Annotated in this window: 17 protein-coding genes; 10 read left to right on the top strand and 7 right to left on the bottom strand. The window is 32.9% G+C overall.

What is annotated here, in order from left to right; genetic code table 11:
- Positions 1-16: 16 nt before the first annotated feature.
- On the top strand, positions 17-1,045 hold the full coding sequence (locus HND39_03660; GenBank protein QKJ95446.1) for a glycosyltransferase: 1,029 nt from the start codon (positions 17-19) through the stop codon (positions 1,043-1,045).
- Here HND39_03660 and HND39_03655 read toward each other — a convergent pair.
- The 4 genes from HND39_03655 to HND39_03640 form a co-directional block, all read right to left on the bottom strand.
- The gene (locus HND39_03655) at positions 1,042-2,742 is read right to left on the bottom strand and encodes an ABC transporter ATP-binding protein (protein QKJ95445.1); all 1,701 of its coding nucleotides are present in this window, start codon (positions 2,740-2,742) and stop codon (positions 1,042-1,044) included. The two genes, HND39_03660 and HND39_03655, sit on opposite strands and share 4 nt — an antisense overlap.
- Positions 2,743-2,834: 92 nt before the next feature.
- Positions 2,835-3,650, bottom strand: a complete 816-nt coding sequence (locus HND39_03650) for a class I SAM-dependent methyltransferase (GenBank protein QKJ95444.1) — start codon at positions 3,648-3,650, stop codon at positions 2,835-2,837.
- Positions 3,651-3,658: 8 nt separating this feature from the next.
- Positions 3,659-5,122 carry a B12-binding domain-containing radical SAM protein gene (locus tag HND39_03645; protein QKJ95443.1) on the bottom strand — a complete coding sequence of 488 codons (1,464 nt, stop codon included), beginning with the start codon at positions 5,120-5,122 and terminating at the stop codon, positions 3,659-3,661.
- A 5-nt stretch (positions 5,123-5,127) separates the two neighbouring features.
- Complete coding sequence (locus HND39_03640) at positions 5,128-6,057, bottom strand: hypothetical protein (GenBank protein ID QKJ95442.1); 930 nt, start codon at positions 6,055-6,057, stop codon at positions 5,128-5,130.
- 141 nt (positions 6,058-6,198) lie between these two features.
- Between HND39_03640 and HND39_03635 the strand changes: the two genes are divergently transcribed.
- The 3 genes from HND39_03635 to HND39_03625 all read left to right on the top strand — a co-directional run bounded on the left by HND39_03635 (position 6,199) and on the right by HND39_03625 (position 10,375).
- Entirely contained in the window at positions 6,199-7,992 is a 1,794-nt protein-coding gene (locus tag HND39_03635; protein ID QKJ95441.1) for a hypothetical protein, read from the top strand.
- 155 nt (positions 7,993-8,147) lie between these two features.
- Complete coding sequence (locus tag HND39_03630) at positions 8,148-9,767, top strand: indolepyruvate ferredoxin oxidoreductase (GenBank protein QKJ95440.1); 1,620 nt, start codon at positions 8,148-8,150, stop codon at positions 9,765-9,767.
- Positions 9,767-10,375: an indolepyruvate oxidoreductase subunit beta gene (locus HND39_03625; protein ID QKJ95439.1), complete on the top strand. Its 609-nt coding sequence runs from the start codon at positions 9,767-9,769 to the stop codon at positions 10,373-10,375. Before HND39_03630 ends, HND39_03625 begins: the two co-directional genes overlap by 1 nt.
- An 81-nt stretch (positions 10,376-10,456) precedes the next feature.
- On the opposite strand, the gene HND39_03620 is transcribed toward HND39_03625, so the two are convergent.
- Positions 10,457-11,848 (bottom strand): aminopeptidase P family protein, encoded by a 1,392-nt coding sequence (locus HND39_03620; protein QKJ95438.1) that lies wholly within the window; start codon positions 11,846-11,848, stop codon positions 10,457-10,459.
- A 257-nt stretch (positions 11,849-12,105) separates the two neighbouring features.
- Here HND39_03620 and HND39_03615 point away from each other — a divergent pair, with 257 nt between their 5' ends.
- The gene (locus HND39_03615; GenBank protein QKJ95437.1) at positions 12,106-13,470 is read left to right on the top strand and encodes an OmpA family protein; all 1,365 of its coding nucleotides are present in this window, start codon (positions 12,106-12,108) and stop codon (positions 13,468-13,470) included.
- A gap of 75 nt (positions 13,471-13,545) precedes the next feature.
- Here HND39_03615 and HND39_03610 read toward each other — a convergent pair whose 3' ends face one another.
- Complete coding sequence (locus HND39_03610; GenBank protein QKJ95436.1) at positions 13,546-13,887, bottom strand: NifB/NifX family molybdenum-iron cluster-binding protein; 342 nt, start codon at positions 13,885-13,887, stop codon at positions 13,546-13,548.
- A gap of 64 nt (positions 13,888-13,951) precedes the next feature.
- Positions 13,952-15,670 carry a sigma 54-interacting transcriptional regulator gene (locus HND39_03605; GenBank protein ID QKJ95435.1) on the bottom strand — a complete coding sequence of 573 codons (1,719 nt, stop codon included), beginning with the start codon at positions 15,668-15,670 and terminating at the stop codon, positions 13,952-13,954.
- Positions 15,671-16,098: 428 nt separating this feature from the next.
- On the opposite strand from HND39_03605, the gene HND39_03600 reads away from it, so the two are divergent.
- The 5 genes from HND39_03600 to HND39_03580 all read left to right on the top strand — a co-directional run bounded on the left by HND39_03600 (position 16,099) and on the right by HND39_03580 (position 18,511).
- Entirely contained in the window at positions 16,099-16,464 is a 366-nt protein-coding gene (locus HND39_03600; protein ID QKJ95434.1) for a DUF2179 domain-containing protein, read from the top strand.
- 61 nt (positions 16,465-16,525) lie between these two features.
- Positions 16,526-16,951, top strand: a complete 426-nt coding sequence (gene rnk / locus HND39_03595; protein ID QKJ95433.1) for a nucleoside diphosphate kinase regulator — start codon at positions 16,526-16,528, stop codon at positions 16,949-16,951.
- Between the two features lie 78 nt (positions 16,952-17,029).
- Positions 17,030-17,791, top strand: coding sequence for a hypothetical protein (locus tag HND39_03590; protein QKJ95432.1), 762 nt, complete (start codon positions 17,030-17,032; stop codon positions 17,789-17,791).
- A 61-nt stretch (positions 17,792-17,852) separates the two neighbouring features.
- Positions 17,853-18,083: a hypothetical protein gene (locus tag HND39_03585; GenBank protein ID QKJ95431.1), complete on the top strand. Its 231-nt coding sequence runs from the start codon at positions 17,853-17,855 to the stop codon at positions 18,081-18,083.
- Between the two features lie 86 nt (positions 18,084-18,169).
- On the top strand, positions 18,170-18,511 hold the full coding sequence (locus HND39_03580; GenBank protein QKJ95430.1) for a P-II family nitrogen regulator: 342 nt from the start codon (positions 18,170-18,172) through the stop codon (positions 18,509-18,511).
- The last annotated feature ends 153 nt before the right edge of the window (positions 18,512-18,664 follow it).

The following is an 18,664-nucleotide window of genomic DNA, read 5'->3' as shown; positions in this document are numbered from 1 at the left end:
AGCTGATAATTATTCTATGATTAAAATTAGTGCAGTAATTGCCACCAGAAACAGGAAGGATTCATTATACAGAACGTTAAGAGCAATCCTTAATCAGACTTACAAGCTTGAGGAAGTGATAATTGTTGATTCGAGTGATGAGAAATTAGAAGAGGCTGAATTACGAAACACATTCCTTGGTCTGAATATTAAATACTTTACTTCTGTCCCGTCTGTTTGTCTGCAACGAAATGTTGGAATTCAACAATCAACATCCGAATATATTTTTATTTGCGATGATGATATTGAGTCGGAACCTGGCTACGTATTAGCGTTGTCACACTTTATTGAAAACAATGGATTAAATAATGCTGTTTCTGGATTGATATTGGAGAAGAATAAAAATGAAGTATGGATATCACAACATCCTCCAAATACTATATCAGGTTTATTATTCAAATTCGTTTTTCAGCTTTCAGTTTGGGGAGAACTTGACCAAAAAATATTCAGTTCTCTATGGTTAAAACCAGTAGTAAGTTTTTATGAAAAAAGAGGAAATGGTTTCTCTTTTGCGGGATGGCCTGTAATTACAAATTTCAACAGCCCTGTATTTAAAACGAAAATTTATGGTTTGGGTGCAAGCATAATAAAAAAAGAATTGCTGATAAATAATCCATTCGATGAAGTTTTAGATAATTATGGAATCGGGGACAACTATGGGATTTGTATCAAGCTACCTGATAAAGTTACTGTGCTGACAGAATCTTTAGTTTTTCATCATAAAGAATCTGAAAACCGGCTTGATAGTGGGATTACATATTACAGACGAGTATTAGCACTTCATTATTTCTTAAAGAAAAGTAATCGATTCAATTCTATAAACACTCTCTGGCTTATTTGGTCACTAATTGGCAGCATCATTTTGTTCGTAAAAAATCGGGAATTCAGATTGGCAAGAGCATCATTAATATCAATTATTAAGATTATTACTTTTAATAACCCATATCATATTGGTTTAAAAAAGAATATTAAAAATGTATGCCCGAAATTTAATGGAGGGCATTAATCATCAATTGAGGAAGTTACTTTTTCTTTATCAAGGAAAACATCTCCATTTTCAACACGATAAATTTTATCGCAGGTATTAAGAATTTCGTCTTTATGAGATACAAAAATTATAGTTTTATCCCTCTTTGCAACCTTCAAAATTGTTTGGATTACTTCCTTTTCGGTTTCTTTATCAAGATTGCTTGTGATCTCATCGAAAATTAAAATTTCTCTTTCAGGAAAAAGAGCTCTGGCAATTGCAATCCTTTGCTTTTGACCACCAGAAAGTTTTGAGCCTTCTTCTCCGATATTTGTGTTTAGTCCATCTGGCAGGCTTTGTACCAGATTATCCAGATTCAAAAAATTCAATGTCTTGTTTATTCTTTCCTGATCATCAGCATTGAGTTCATAATCAAAAGCGATGTTGTACAAGAGGGAATCATTAAATATGAACGGATTCTGACCAACATATCCTATTAATTTCTGCCATTCGGAAATTTCATCAGAATTAATTTTATTACCATCAATAAGGAATTCACCTTTCTGAATTGAAATCAAACCGATGAAAATATTTATCAAAGTACTTTTTCCTGATCCTGACAGACCACGAATTCCAACTTTTTCACCTTTCTTTACTTTGAAATTTTTTACGTTTAACTTGAACGATGAACTAGGGTACTCGAAGGAAACATTATTTAACTCGATTTTATCATTAACAGAAATAGGTTGATGACTTTTATTTGATAGAGCAGTTTTAAAATTTTCAATATCGTTTAATTCATCCAACGTGAACTGATGCGTCTTTATGTTTAAGAATGAAACGAATATTCTGTTTATCGATGGAACAATTTTATAGGAAGCAGCTGCAAACAAACTCAATATTAAAACCACTTCGTTTTTATTATCGATAAAGAGATTACTATAAATGAATAAAATTCCAATACCCATCATTATAATTATTTCCACAAACTTAATTGAAGTTCCTTGTGCTGTAGTCAGTTTAGAATAATCATTATTTAATCCTTTATTTATCTGATCAAATTTGTTTGTAAAATGCTTTTGCTTTTGAAATATTGTCGACTCAACAAATCCCTTTATTGCCTCGGTAGCGAGCCTCAACACTTTTGGTAATTTTGTTTTCAAATTGTAATTCAAAACACTGAGCTTCTTTTTCCTGATTAAATAGTAGATAAAAGCTCCAGGTCCGAGAATCAATAAAAGCAGTAGAAAGATATCAAAACTATATATTAGCAAACCGGATGAGATAAGAATTACTATTAACCCTTCACTAAATATTGTAAGGAGTGATAATAAGATATTTGTAACAAATGAAGGTGGGATATTAACAATTCTATTTAGATACATTGATGTATCAGCATATTTAATTTTAAGAAATGGCAAAGTGTAAAAATGATTCAACAAATTTCCTGAAAGTCCAGCAGATACATCAAAAGCGTATTTTGATTGATATCGAAAAATCCAATAGCTGATAATATTTTTAATAATGAATAGAACAATTACGGAAGTAGTTATAAGAATAAAGAAATCAGTGCTGTTACTAATCCCTGAAAAATTATAAATTGATTTCAACAAATTATTTGAATGAATAAGCTCAGGATTTAATAATAGTGCAACTAAAGGAAGAACCGAAGCAATAGAAAAGACATCGAGGACAGCATTTGTTAACAATAGAATGATAATAAAAATCCCGCTCAATTTTTGTGATTTATTCAAGAGTGCAGAGGTAAGTCTGAAGGATCTTATTAAAACACTATTTTCTGCTTTGTTCATAAGATAGTATGTCACACTTACATTGCTGTATATTCTGCAGTTACAATTATGTGATCACCAATCCTGTTGAACGGTGCAATTCCGGAAATTATTTCATCCATTTTATTCAATACTCTCGCGAATCGTGGAAATTTTTTCGGAATTTTTTCCATCTGAGGAATTGGAGTGAACAACGCTAAACTTTCAAGTTTCAACAATTTAAAATTTTTACCGAGTGCTTTCATTAATTCATTTGCCGAAAAATAGTAGGTTTGAAATTTTATTCCTTCAACATTTGCAAGAGTTCCGTTTCGTTTAAATCTTCTGAAAGCAAATTTGAATTTGCCTCTTAATAGCTGCACAATTTCCCACAGACAAACCGGAGGAAGAATAACCAGACAAACTCTTCCATTTTTATTCAGCAATTGAGGAAAAAATTTTGTTACTGCTTTAAGATCTGGAATACAATTCAATCCACCAAAGTTTGAAAAAATAAAATCAAATTTTTTTCCTTCAATTTGATCAAGTTCTGTAAATGAACATTGTTGAACAGATATTTTATCAGCGAACTTTCCGGATGAAAATTTTTTTTTCATTTGCTCAACCATTCCGTCTGAAAGATCAGTACAGTGAACAGTAAATCCTTTCTCAGCAAAGAACTGAGCATCAATTCCGGTTCCGCTGTTTAGTTCTAATATTTTATTATCAGTTCGAAGAAACTTCAATGCATGATTCATCACCTTTTTTCGCATCCAGGTTAATGTTGGATTTGATTTATCATATTCATCGTAGTTTAATGATTGAAGAGAAAAAGCTTTGTTTACGTTTGTCAGTTGAGATGCTTCAGAATTCATTATAAAAATTATTTCGCGGTTTCAAGTTTTTTCAGCACAATCGAATCAGCTATCGAGGAAGGAACATAATACAATATTGATAAGGCAGAACGAATCTTTTTTCTGTTGATTGTAAAAGGATTAAGCAGAACATTTTTAATGTTCATCAGACTCTGTTTTCGCCTATAAACTTTGTGAACGTATCTGTGAAGCTTTTTGTAATAGGAAGGTGAGAAAGCTGCTTTATACATCATCGCAAGCTCATCCGAGTCCGTCCAGTTAGATTTTTCATTTAATTGCTCTTTAACTTTTTCATAAAACTTTGTGCCTGGCAAAGGATACGATACTGAAATTCCAATATCATCTGGCATTAAATCGAGAACCATATTGATGGTTTTTTCGATATCTGCTTTTTCTTCACCGAGATAACCGAACTGAAGGAAGAAAGCAGTTCTGATTCCATTCTTCTTTAAATTATTTGTTGCTTCATAAATTTGTTTAACGGTAGTTCCTTTATCCATTGCATCCAGAATTTTTTGCGAGCCGGATTCTGCACCAACCCAAACTGTTTCAGCACCTGATTCTGCTAATGCACTAATCGTATCCTCCTGAAGAAGTAAATCAACTCTTGACTGAATTTTATATTTGAACTTCAGTCCTTTTACTTTTATCACGTTTCTGAATTCCTGAACCCATCCGGGTTTTAAACCGAAAATATCATCGCACATCCAGAAATGATCCGGTTGAAAATTATTAAGCAAGAACTCAATTTCATCCGCAACTTTCTGTGGTGATCTTGAATTATACCTGTTTCCGTAAATTGGTTTTGCACACCAGTTGCATTTGAACGGACAACCTCTCGTCGTAGCAATATTCAGTGAGAAGTATCCATGATTTTCAATCCAGATTTTTTTGTATGAAGAAATGTCAACCAAATCCCATGCAGGTATCGGAAACGAATCAAGCTCTTTTACTATTTGTCTCTGAGAAGTTTTAATAATTTCAGAATTTTCTTTAAATGCCAATCCATCAATTTGGTTATAATTTTTCTCACCGGAATCAATTTTTGAAATCAATTCCTTCAATGTTAACTCGCCCTCACCAATAACAACAAAGTCAACTCCGTGCTGAAGATATTTTTCATAATGATCGGCTGCATCAGAGCTGGACATAATTACAGTGATACCATTTTCTTTCGCTATCTCAGCCATTCTAAATGCAGCATCTCTCATATTTGTGAGACACATTTTAGTCAGATAGTTAAATCCATCATCATAGATAACGAGATAATCTGGTTTTTTATTTCTAATCTGTACTGAAATTATTTCAGGAGATTCTATCAACGCAGTATCAAATAAATCGACATCATATCCTGCTTGTCGCATAACAGATGCAGCATAGATTGTTCCCAGCGGTGGATAAGGTTGCTTTGCAGCCCATTGTTTGGGATCGAAGCGATAGAAATACGAATGCGTAAAAAGAATCTTTTTCATTGTAATCACTGAAAAACTTTTAATTTGTCTTCAATAGATTTTAACTTACTTTCAAATTCAGTGAGTACTTTCTTCTGAAAAAATTTTGGATGATGTTTTGATTCTTTCTTCGATGATTTAAAGGCTAATTTAAACTCCTCCTGATTATAATTCTTATATCTGACCTTATAAAAACTCTCAAATAAACTCATCGAAAAATTATCAAGAGTGTTACCTATTTTATTTTCTAAAACCTTTTCAAGAAGATTTTTTACAATACCATCCTTTCGATTTATAACTTCGGAAGTATCTCTCTTTGGAAAATTCGGATAGAAATTCTTTATCCACAGGTTTTGCTTGTAAAAATCATCATAACATTCTTTCCCGAATGTAGGAATTAATGTGGCGATTTCCGTTGCAGTAAAAACATTTTTTTCTTGTATTTCGAGGTTTTCGTAATCAACAAAATAGTTTATGCAGAAATTTTTCTTTGAATTCAACAAGAATAATTTTTTAAAAAGCATCAGTATCAATCTTGAAATCCAAACTCTGTCTGGATGTGTAATAACAAAATAATCAATGTCAGAATCTTCTTCCATAAAACCTTTTGAAATCGATCCGGAAAGCATGATTCCACGAATGAAAGGAAATCTCGAAACAATTCCTGAAACACGCTGGGCTGTCTTCAATCTTTTTTCCGCAAGCTTGTTTCCTTTTTCACGTCGCACTATAAATTCATCATTATTATTTAATTGGTAGAACTTTCCTTTTCTGAATACTAATTTATCCGCTGATAACTTTTCCAAAATATTTTCTACCTCCACAATACTTGTGTGATTATCACCAAGATTATGGTAAATTTCGTCAGCGGTTAACGGGTAATAGAATATATCATAATATGCTAACGTACGTATTACACTTACGCCTAACTGATTTATTTGAGTTTCATTTTCCAACAAGTATTTATAAAAAATTAATAATGATTAATATGGCAGTCACATCATACACTGAAATCAATCAATAATTAGATTGTGCTCAAGTTGAACGACAGCTATTAATTTGGACTGTAAATTAGTTTATGAGTTAAAAATAAAGATATGGTAACCAGAAAGACAAATACCGGTTTAACCCTATTATTTGGCTTAGAATTCCTTTCGCCAATTACTTATTCTATTATGGCGTATGAAATGGATGTTGTCCAGCGAATGGTTTACTTTTCTTTATCAATACTGCTCTTTTTTGCATTTATTTTAAAGTTGAATTTGGACAGGGAAGTTTACCTGAACAAACTCCTCACTCTTTTAATTATATTTTTCCCTTTGTGCTTCCTTACAGCTTTTTTGAACGATTCAGCATCATTGCTGACATTAAAATATAGCGATCTGTTAATACCATTTGTAATAATTCTTCAATCGACAATTGTTTTCTTAGTACTTGGTGAAGATAGATTTTTTAAGGTGGTGTCATATTCAGTAGTTATTTTTTCAACTTTATTCAGCATCGTAGGAATGCTTGAAGTATTTCAGGTAAAATTAATTGAACTTCCCACCGTAATGCCTCCCGGTTCAATGTTAGGGCACAGAGGTTTTGCCAGTGAATATCTTTTATCAGCATTGCCATTTTTTTTAATAGCACATCAGTATGTTGAAAGAAAGAACAGAAAATTCCTTTTAATCGCAGCAGTATTTTGTGTATCATTTCTGTTATTTACAAGAAGTCGTGCCGGGGTTTTAATATTACTTGTAATCACAATTTCTTATTTCATATATACATTTTTTAAGACTGATAAGAAAAAGTTTTTTAATAAGATAAAACCTGTTCTGATAGTACTTGCTGCATCACTATTATTTTCCTTTATCCCATCAAAAGTAGGGGAGAGACCAGACCTCAAATCAACAGCAGAAACTTTTTTTGATACCGAATTTAAAAGTAATAAGCTGCGTCTTAATTTTTGGGATGCATCATTTAAGATGATTCAAGAAAAGCCACTGGTTGGTTTTGGTTTGTATAAATGGAGCGGTTACTATCCGGGCTATAACGGTGAATATTTTGATGATAAAACTTTGCTGCTTGTTCACAATGTGCATGCGCATAATGATTTCCTTGAAATTTTTGCGGAAAGCGGTGTGATTGCTGTTGTAATTTTTTTTCTGATATATTTTTTCTTGTTGATACAGTTATACCAAAAAAGTAAACACAATGAAAAATATTTTGCATTGTTGCTGACAGTACTTACCGCCTTCCTTTTTTCTTTCGTTTCGTTTCCCAATTATAAATTTGCATCCATTTTCCATATTGGAGTTGTTAGCGGTGTTGCATTGGTTTCATCTGGTGAAAAGATAAAAAATATTTTCTGTTTTAAGTTTGCTCATCTTAAATTATTGTTATTTATCACGTTGATCTTTGGAATTGTTATTTCTTTTATCAAGATAAAATCAGAAATCAGATATGGTGAAGCGATCTTTTTAAAAGATAGAAGACAATACTTGCTAATGAATCAAAAACTTGATCAGGTATCAGAAATATTTTATCCATTTGATACTTCCCGTCAGCCATTAGATTATTATCGTGGAATAGCAAATTCATATTTGGGCAGACATTCAGACGCACTAAGAAATAATTTACATGGTTTAACCTTGGCACCATTTAATCCTATCTTAATGAATAATGCTGCTGCATCATATCAGGAATTAGGGAAGAGCAAGGAATCAATTAAAATGTTCGAAACCATAAAAAAAAATTTTCCTAATTACCTTGGAGCGCAGTTCAGACTTTTGGAGATTTATTTAAGTGAAGGACAAACAGAACAGGCAGAGAAATTATATAATGAATTGAGAAAGAAATCTCCCGGAAATCCTTCATTGGAAAGATTTAAAAATCATTTTCAGTAATTATCTTACGAAAAATTCTAATCCATACTATTATTCTTGATTTTGCTCATTAAAATTTGTTGAGTCAAGGCAGCATTTTTTGTATTTTTGGAGTAGAAATTATATACTTCCGCACGTTCGGGGAGCCATATCTTAAATAACTAAAAGAGGGAATTATGGAAAAAATATTATTACTTGGTGCTGAAGCAATTGCTCAGGGTGCAATTGATGGAGGCATGTCAGGAATTTATGCTTATCCGGGAACACCTTCCACAGAGATTACAGAATTTGTTCAGCGCAATAAAATTGCAATCGAAAGAAAATTACACAACGAATGGTCTGCTAACGAAAAAACCGCGATGGAAGCTGCATTGGGTATGAGTTATGCCGGAAAACGTGCGATGGTTTGTATGAAGCACGTCGGATTAAATGTTGCCGCTGATGCGTTCATAAATTCAGCAATAACCGGTGTCAATGGTGGCTTATTAGTTACAGTTGCAGATGACCCTTCGATGCATTCTTCACAGAACGAACAAGACTCCCGTTTCTTTGGAAAGTTTGCTATGATACCGATTCTTGAACCGGCGAATCAGCAGGAAGCTTATGATATGGCTTATGAAGGATTTGAGCTGTCAGAAAAATTTAAAATTCCCGTGATGATTAGAATCACAACAAGACTTTCTCACTCTCGTTCCGGAATTGAAAGGCGGGAAATCAAAAAAGAAAATCAACTTACATATCCGGAAGATCCGATTCAATTTGTTCTTCTTCCTTCAAATGCAAGAAAAAGATACAAAGGATTACTTTCAGTTCAATCATTGTTAGAGCAAGAATCTGAACGATCTGTTTACAATACTTACATTCCCGGAAGAGATAAATCACTTGGAATAATTGCCTGCGGAATTGCATATAATTATCTGAAAGAAAATTATCAGGAAAAAAGTTGTCCACATCCGGTTCTTCAATTAAATCAATATCCGCTTCCATTTTCAAAAGTTGAAAAGCTGGTTGACGAGTGTGAAAAAGTTTTAGTCCTTGAAGATGGTTATCCCTTTGTAGAAGAACAGTTGAGAGGATTCTTAAATATTAACTCGAAAATTATCGGAAGATTGAATGGGACAATTCCTCGTGATGGTGAATTAAATCCTGATATAGTTGCAAAAGCACTTGGGAAAGAAGTAAAAGGCGGATTTGCAGTTCCTAAAATAGTTGCAAACCGTCCACCAGAACTTTGTTCAGGTTGCAGTCATCGGGATATTTATAATGCTCTTAACGAAACAATGAAGGAATTCGGCAAGCAGAAAGTATTTTCTGACATTGGATGTTATACACTTGGTGCTCTTCCTCCGTGGAATGCGATTAATTCCTGTGTTGATATGGGCGCATCAATTACTATGGCAAAAGGAGCTGCTGATGCTGGTGTCAGACCTTCGGTTGCAGTCATTGGTGATTCAACATTCACACATAGTGGAATGACAGCATTGCTCGATTGTGTTTATGAAAATTCACCGGTCACTATTATAATTTCAGATAATTCGACTACGGCGATGACCGGTGGTCAGCCATCTCATGCAACTGGAAGGCTTGAGGATATTTGTGTTGGACTTGGTGTACAACCCGAGCATGTTAAAGTTCTTACTCCACTGCCTAAGTATCACGATGAAATGGTTAAAGTTCTGCGGGAAGAATTGATGTATGAAGGTGTTTCCGTAATAATTCCCAAAAGAGAATGTATTGTGCAGTCAGTCGCAAAAAGTAAGAAAGAAGTTAGGACGAAAGTTGAGGTGGCAGCATAATGAAATCAGATATAATTTTAGCTGGAGTAGGCGGACAAGGAATTTTATCAATTGCATCTGTTATTGGTATGGCTGCACTTGAGAATCATCTGTACTTAAAACAGGCAGAGGTTCATGGAATGAGTCAACGCGGCGGTGCAGTTCAGTCACATCTAAGAATTTCCGAGAAAGAAATCGCAAGTGACCTTATCCCTCTTGGAAAAGCAGATTTAATAATTTCTGTTGAACCGATGGAATCATTGCGGTACTTGTCCTGGCTTTCAGAGGATGGTTGGCTGGTAACAAATACAACTCCCTTTGTTAACATCCCGGATTATCCTGATATGAAAGATCTGCTTGCTGAAATAGAAAAACTTTCACATCATATCGCAATTAATGCAGATGAAATTGCACGGCACGTAAAATCACCGAAGTCATCAAACATTGCTATGCTTGGTGCAGCTTCTCCGTTCCTGAATCTTTCTTATGAAAGTCTGGAAAGCGGAATTAAGAAAATTTTTGAAAAAAAAGGGGAGAAAGTAGTACAATTAAATTTGGATGCGCTCCAAGCAGGACGAAAGTTTGCAATTGAACATATGTCCATCATGAGTAGTTTAAAAACTAATTGATGAGCTTAAAAATTTAAATTATACTTCAACGATTTAGCTACCCTGAATAATTCAGTTGTAGAATTTAATTTTAAAAAAATTCTATCTGCCTACGTTAGTTTCAAGTTCTTCGATAGTTTTTGGAATTGGTTTTGTTCCAAGAACTCTAAATCCATCCTCAGTAACCAAGACATCATCCTCAATCCTGATTCCACCAAAGTTTGTATAGTTATCCAGCATATCATAATTGATGAATTCGGGAAAGCGATTTTGCGTTTTCCACATATCAATTAATTCCGGAATAAAATAAATTCCTGGTTCGATTGTAAAAACAAATCCGGGTTGAAGAGACTTTGCAAGTCTTAAATACTTTAACCCAAACTCATCACTCCTCCGAACACTTTCATCATATCCGACATAATCTTCTCCCAAACCTTCCATATCGTGAACATCCAGACCAAGCATATGCCCCAATCCATGCGGGTAAAATAAAGTGTGAGCACCAACATCGACAGCTTCTTCGGCGTTTCCAAACATAAGACCCAAATCAATTAAACCGGATGTTAAATCTTTTGCAGCGTTAAAATGTAATTCTCGGTTTGTAATTCCCGGTCTTACTGAATTAATGGCATTTAATTGACATTTAAGTACTATCTGATAAATCTCTTTTTGTCTATCTGAAAATTTACCACCTACCGGTATTGTTCTTGTGATATCACTTGCATAATGAAGTTTACTTTCAGCACCGGAGTCATTAACAAGTAAATCTCCGGTTTTCATTTTATTATCATAATATGGATTATGCAGAGTTTGTCCGTTTATAGAAACAATAGGTCTGAATGAAAGACCATAACCGAGTGAAAGTGCAATACCTTCTATCATACCAGCTATTTTGCGTTCATCAATATCCGGCTTCACCATTTTCATAGCAGCCATGTGCATTTTTGATGCTATGTCCACTGCTTCATCAATTTCTGCTATTTCCTCGCTTGATTTAATAGATCTTTGGGATACTACAGCTTTAATTAATTTTTCTGAAGCATAGTCATTTACATTTGATGCATTGATTCCAGTCATTGAGGAAATTTTTAATATGTTATCAATCCGGTATTGTGGAAGGAAGTGAATCTTTCTTCCTTTTTTAATTGCTCCTGTTATTTGCTCATTCAGTTTGTCCAGAGATGCTGTATGTTTAATACCAATTAAATCTGCAAAGTCACTTACGGTTGGTTGCGGACCAGACCAAACTATGTCATCAATGCTCAGATCATTTCCCAAAAGTGTTTCGAGATTATTATCAATATCTATAGTTGCCGCAAGTCCGGGTCTGTCTATTCCGAAGTAATAAAGAAAAGTACTGTCTTGTCTGAAGGTATAAGTATTTGATTTGTAGTTGAAAGGACTGTCCTCATTGCCAAGAAATAAAAGTAAACCTGAATCAAACTTATCTTTTAATAACCTTCTTCGATTAGTGTATATATTTGCATCAAACATTGAAACTCCTGTTCTATATTCTGTTAGAATTTAATAAAAATTTGAAGTATAATATCTGGTAACTAAATTAAACAATTTGTGTATCTAAATGTAGCATTTACATGATAATTGATCTCAATTAAATATTATATCCATTTTTAGGCCAAAATCAATATTTTTATAGAATCATTTTGGTAAAAAAATTCGCATAAGAATTGAAAATGAATTAATTTAATGCAGTAATCTTTGCTAATTTCTAATAACAGATAGGTCTTAGCGTGAAAAAATTATACAAAAATTTGAATCTTCATAGCAACATTTTTATTCTGATAATTTCAATTTTAATTCTGCCTTTGAGCAGCCCATCCCCTCAAGTAAAGCAAACCGTTAGTCATGCATTCCACAACACATTTGTGATTGGAATTGATGGTGGAGTAACATTACCTCAAACTGATTATCAAACAAATAAAATGGGCTATTCGTTCAGAGCAACAGGAGAATATTTCTTCAAAACAAATTCGATACATCTTTTTGGTCTGAAATTAAAGCTTGGTTATGATCTGTTAACAGGAGAAGATAACAGAGGAACAATATCATCACAAGATGGAATGAGGACTATACCAGCAACATTTAAAACAGGAATATTTAATGGAGGGATAGCTGCAACGTATAGTGTATCAATTGGTGATGTGGTCTTTCCGTATGTTTCAGGAGGAATAAGTAATCTGTGGTTTGACCCAAAAGATGGAGACGGGAATTTAGGTGAATATAATGCTTTAGGAAAATACGAGAAGAGTAGTATAGCTTACAGTATAGAAGTAGGATTGAGATATCTTGTAAGTGAAAAGGTGAGCATAAATCTGTCAGCAAATCCATATATCCCGCAGACAGATTATCTGGATGATGTAAAAGCAGCATTTGCGAATGATGCGTATACTACAATTATGCTCGGATTAACATTCTCCCCATTTTTTAATACGGATCAGGATAATGATGGAATTAACGGATCAGATGATCTGTGTCCTGATGAAGCTGAAGATTTTGATGGATTTGAAGATGATGATGGCTGTCCGGAAGTAGATAATGATGGTGATGGGATATTAGATGCCAACGATAAATGTCCGAATGATGCAGAGGATAAGGATGGATTTGAAGATCAGGACGGATGTCCGGATTTAGATAATGATGGTGATGGAATACCAGATGCGGCGGATAAATGTCCGAATGATGCAGAGGATAAAGATGGAGTAGAAGATGAAGATGGATGTCCTGAGTATGATGAAGTAGTTAGTGAAGAGAAATTTATTTTAATGGGAGATGAGATATTTGAAAACAACTCAGCAATGATAAAGATGGAAGGTAAGAAACAGTTAGATGAGATAGTGAAAAAGATTCAGAGATATCCTGAAGGAAGTAAATGGATTATAGAAGGACATATGGATTCGAACGGGAACAAACGATTTTTGAGAAATTTATCATTAGAGAGAGCAAAGGCAGTTTTGGAATACATAAGTTACTTTGGCGGATTAAAGAGAGAGAACTTCCAGGTAATGGGAATGGGAGACAATTATCCGATAGGAGATAACGATACAGAAGAAGGCAGAAGACAAAATCGCAGAATAGAAATTGTTCCGGAAAAGTAATTGTTTATTTAGAGTGTAGGCTCAAAACATAAAAGACCAGATACATAGGTTCAATAGTCATCTTTAAACAAATACTTAAATAGCAATACTTTTGCTATTGCTGTATTTAGCGAAAAGTATGTTTAAGAATTCGGTTGGTCTCAACCCAATGTTTTCAATAATTTCAATGTTCGCTTCAGAAAAAAGATTTTTTGCATCATTTCCACACTTTCTGCATACAACAGCATTTACACCTTCTTTAATAAGAAACTGTGCACAAAAAATTTCGGCAGTAGGTGAAGACTTAAAATGATTATAAAAAGTATCACGAAGCGTTTTCTTCTCTAAGTCATAAATTAAGAATTGGTCAGAACTTCCGAATCTATCAGAAAATCTTTGATTACCATCGGTTAATTCAATACAGATTGCAACTTTCATATATACTCCATTTGGTTAGTATATATTTTATAACAATATCCAGACCAATATTTTCAATGTAAATTTAAAGTTTATACTTTTTCATTTTCCGCCACAAAGTAGTTTTATTTATGCCTAATTCAGTCGCAGTTTGTGAACGATTTCCATTATACTTCCGGAGCGTAGATTGAATTAATTGTTTTTCAACTTGTTCGAAAGGAGTTTTATTTTCGGTTTCATTTCCGTTCAGGTTTAATTTTTTTAATAACTCCTGCAATTTCTGAGGAAGATGTTCTGTTTTGATTGCATCCGAATTACATACAATAAAAGCGTGTTCTATTACATTTTCTAATTCTCTAATGTTTCCCGGCCAATTGTAGTGAGTGATAACTTTAAGTGCATTGGGAGATATGTAATGAATATTTTTTTTGAATTTCTCGTTATACTTTGACATAAAATAATTTACCAGGCTTGGGATATCCTCTTTTCGTTCATGAAGAGATGGTAAATGAATATTGATTACATTAATTCTGTAAAATAAATCTTCTCTGAAATTTCCATTTTTAATTTCATTCTCCAGATCTCTGTGTGTTGCCGAAATAATGCGAGCATTAAGTTGAATTGATTTTGTTCCACCCACTCTTTCAAATAACCTATTTTCTAAAACCCGTAATAATTTTACCTGTACTGATAATGGGATGTCACCAATTTCATCTAAAAATAATGTACCATTGCCCGCTAATTCAAATCGACCTGGTTTAGTACGAATTGCCCCTGTAAATGCACCTTTTTCGTGTCCGAATAATTCGCTTTCAAGAAGCGTTTCAGCAAATGCCGTACAGTTAACTGCAATAAATGGTTCTGATTTTCTCACGCTGTTCAAGTGAATCGAGCGTGCTATTATTTCTTTTCCTGTTCCGCTTTCTCCTGTAATTAGAACAGTACTATCTGTATCCAAAACATTTTCCATCATGCTAAAAACCTGTAACATCGGTTTACTTCGACCAATGATATTTTTGAAATGAAATCTTTCTTCAATATGGTTGGAAAGATTTTTCATTAAACTGATATCTTCGAAAGTTACTACTCTTCCGACTTTATTATTTGCAGTATCCAATAGTGGAGCTGAGTTAATTCTCACAAGTACTCTGCTGCCGTCTTTACGAATGATGGTAGTCTCTCTCAGCAAATTTTTATGATGATCTGCAATAAATGATTTTAACTGAAGATCTTCCTTACCATCCTCAGAAGGAAAAACTTCCCAATAATCTTTATCTATGGCTTCTGAAACCGAAAACCCAGTTATTCCTACAGCAGCTTTATTAAATGATGTAATTTTCCATTGAGAATTAATTGTAAAAGTTCCTTCAAGCAAACTATTGAAAATCGTCTCGAGTTTGTTTTTTTCTTCGATAATTTCGATGTTTTTTTGATCAAGAGAATGATAGAGTGAAATAACCTCATTGATATCTCTGAATACGATAATGAGTCCAATTATTCCTTGATCAGGCTGGATGAGTGGACTAATAGAGGCGAAAACTTCAAGTTCTTTTTTGTCTATGGTTTTTATTCTTAACGATATGTTCGAAAAAATCTCACCTGAATTTAAGCTTTTATACAGAATAGCGTTTTCCTGAAGCGTTGAATCAAATAGAATATCACTTTGTTTTGAAATTATAGTTTCATAACTGAAACCAGTAATTCTGGTTGCACCTTCATTAAAAACTATAATTCTCCGATCTTTATTTATTGCAATAATGCCGTCGGATGCAAATAGTTTGTTATTGTCATTAATTTCATTCACCTGTAAAAACCACTAATGATTAATAAAATTTTTGTTTAAAATAACTAAATTCTTTGAAGTTGTGAATTGGAGTCATTTAGTTAAATACATTGCTGAGTTTAGATTGCAAAACTGAAATCATTTTACAATTCGCAATGCAAATCTGCAATCCAATTTTCTGATACTGCCCAGTTGATTAAGTCATTATGAATTTTTATTGGCCTTTTTTTTGCACAATTAAATAATATTGAAGTGAGTAAAAATACTTTCCGATGGAGAAGGAGATTTAAAGAGTGTTCCCGGAGTTGATACTAAGCGCCAGCCTTATTGCTGTATTAAGAATATTTGATGTTTCTCTTGGCACTCTCAGGTCAATCTTTGTTATTCAATCAAGAAAATATGTAGCAGCATGAACAGGATTTTTTGAAGTACTTATCTGGATTTTTGCAATGCGATATATAGTTCAGCATATGGATCATGAAATTAATTTAATTGGATATGCTGGTGGATTCGCGATTGGAACTTTTTTAGGAGTTACTATAGACCAAAAGCTCGGTTTCAGCTATATTCAGATAAGCATGTTTTCAAAAGGTAAAGGACAATTAATTGCAGATGCATTAAGAGATGCTGACTTCGGTGCAACAATTTTACCAGGTGTCGGAGCCAAAGGTGATGTACTTATGGTATTTACAGTAATTAATAGAAACCGATACAACGAGTTAAAGAAAATTGTAAATAATATAGACTCAGATATATTTATCAACGTTCAACCAGCATCTCCTTTCAGGGGATATTTATCTAGAAATCATAAATAAAGTTTACCGGGAAGATACTGTACAAATAATCAGTGTTAACAATTTTTTAAATGGAGTTGAAATGATTAAAAGAAAAATTTATATAACTGAAAAGGATAAAGTAAAACTCAGAAATCTTTTCGGTAAAACTTTAGGAATGAGTAACAATGATTTGAAAAGTATGAAAGAATTACTTGAAGAGATCGAGCGTGCGGAAGTGATGACAGATGAAAATATTGATGAAACCGTTATCACTATGAATTCTACTTTTGTTGTTGAAGATATTAATACTCATAAAGAATATGATTACACAATTGTATATCCTGAATTTGCTGATAGCTCAAAAAACAAAATTTCTATTCTTGCACCAGTTGGAACAGCTTTATTAGGATATAAGGTAGGCGATATAGTTGAGTGGAGTGTACCAGCCGGAAAAAGGAAATTCAGGATAAAAGAAATGCTTTATCAGCCTGAAGCCGCTGTAAAATCATTAAACAAAGTGAAATAGTTCTAGTTAATTGAAATTTTAGCTATAAAAATATTATGTAAAAAATGGTGAAATAAATAATCACATAAGGAACAAAATATGGTGAAAAGTAAAAAACAATTAATCGAAGTTTCGATAGATGGTTTGGATTACCCCATAAAAATTGGTAAAAAAGTAACGGCTGAGGGAGATAATACAATTACCAGTATATCAATTCATGCAATGATTGAAAAGATTTACGAAAAGCAATTCGAAGAAAACATTTTATATATTTTGAACGATCGGGATGAATATGTAGGTCTGCAACAACTAAGTAATAAAATGATCACGTATTTAAATTCCATTAATGCCAGAACCGCTGATATAGTTTTCAGTTTTCCATTTTTTATTGAGAAAATTTTAACTGCAACACAGCAGAGGATATTAACAAAACATACTTGTCAGTTTAAAATATCAAAATCTCTCAACTTTGATTTTACAAAAAAGTACATCGTTGAGATTCCAGTTATAGGTGCTGAATATATTCCATCAGAAATACAAAAAGAACTTTTTGAAATTCCTGCGGCTTTAGTTGTTGAGATGGATGGATTTGATGTTTTTTTTATTGAGGATATTATTGACTTAGTTGAAAAAAGAATTTACAACGAATATTCAAATTCATTTTCGTTCGAAGAAAAAGATTTAAAAATATTACTGCTTGAGAAATTGGAAAACGATCTGTGTAAAGAATTTAATACTGAAAATTGCTCGGTGAAGATTCTGATAAGAAAAGGATTTTACTCATATTCGACTAATCTTGTTTCTGAGATTTTTAAGCTAATCCCTAGTACGGAATTTGCTGAAGAGCGTTCACTTAGTTAATTAATGTTCTAGTACATCGTTAGATAAAAGATAATACATAAATAACTACCTGGGTATGTTTATGAATAATGAAAGTTCACAAAGAGTAAAATTATTTAAACAAGAGGCTGCTAAATTCTTGGTTCATCATAAGAAAGAAAATATTTCAGAAGAGGATATATCGCTTGCAGTGGATTTAATTAATCTTGGATATATGATAGCTGTGAAAAAATATCACAAATCAAATTCTACTGAGAAACGGCAAAATATGAATTTTGGAATTATTAGTTCAGAGTGGGGACAAACAACATAAAACTTCGATAATATTTATTTTGAGATGAGACCGAATGTTATTCCACTATTGATTGTATAAAAACAATAAATCACATCGGGATTAAAATGAACGAAATAAAAGCTATAATTCGACCATTTAAATTGTTAAAAGTTTTGGAAGAATTAAAAAAGATTAACAAACTTCCAGGTATAACTATTTCTGAAGTTATTGGTTTTGGAAAAGATGAAATCAACACAAAGGATATTAAAGTTCTTGACGATAAAATAATCTCTGTTCCTAGAACAAAAATCGAAATTGTTGTTGATGATAGTATGGCAGAAGAAGTTTTAAGTATCATTCAAAAATTTGCTCATACCGGAAATGCGGGAGACGGAAAGATTTTTGTTAGTAAAGTTGATGAGATAATAAAGATAAGGACCAATGAGAGAAGTAAAGTTGCAATTTAACACAAAGGAATGCAGCTTTTCATAACAGAATAAACGCATATAATAATTTTGATGTGCACTATGTATATCTCTGATTCTTGATATTTCTTGTTAATATAATATACATCCTGCAACAAAAATTCTTTCCATTGAATGCAACACTGAATGATGCTT

The sequence above is a fragment of the Ignavibacteriota bacterium genome (assembly GCA_013285405.1).
GTDB lineage: Bacteria > Bacteroidota > Ignavibacteria > Ignavibacteriales > Ignavibacteriaceae > IGN2.
The sequence above is the reverse complement of the archived record's forward strand: the minus strand, read 5'-3'. Positions and strand labels throughout refer to the sequence as shown.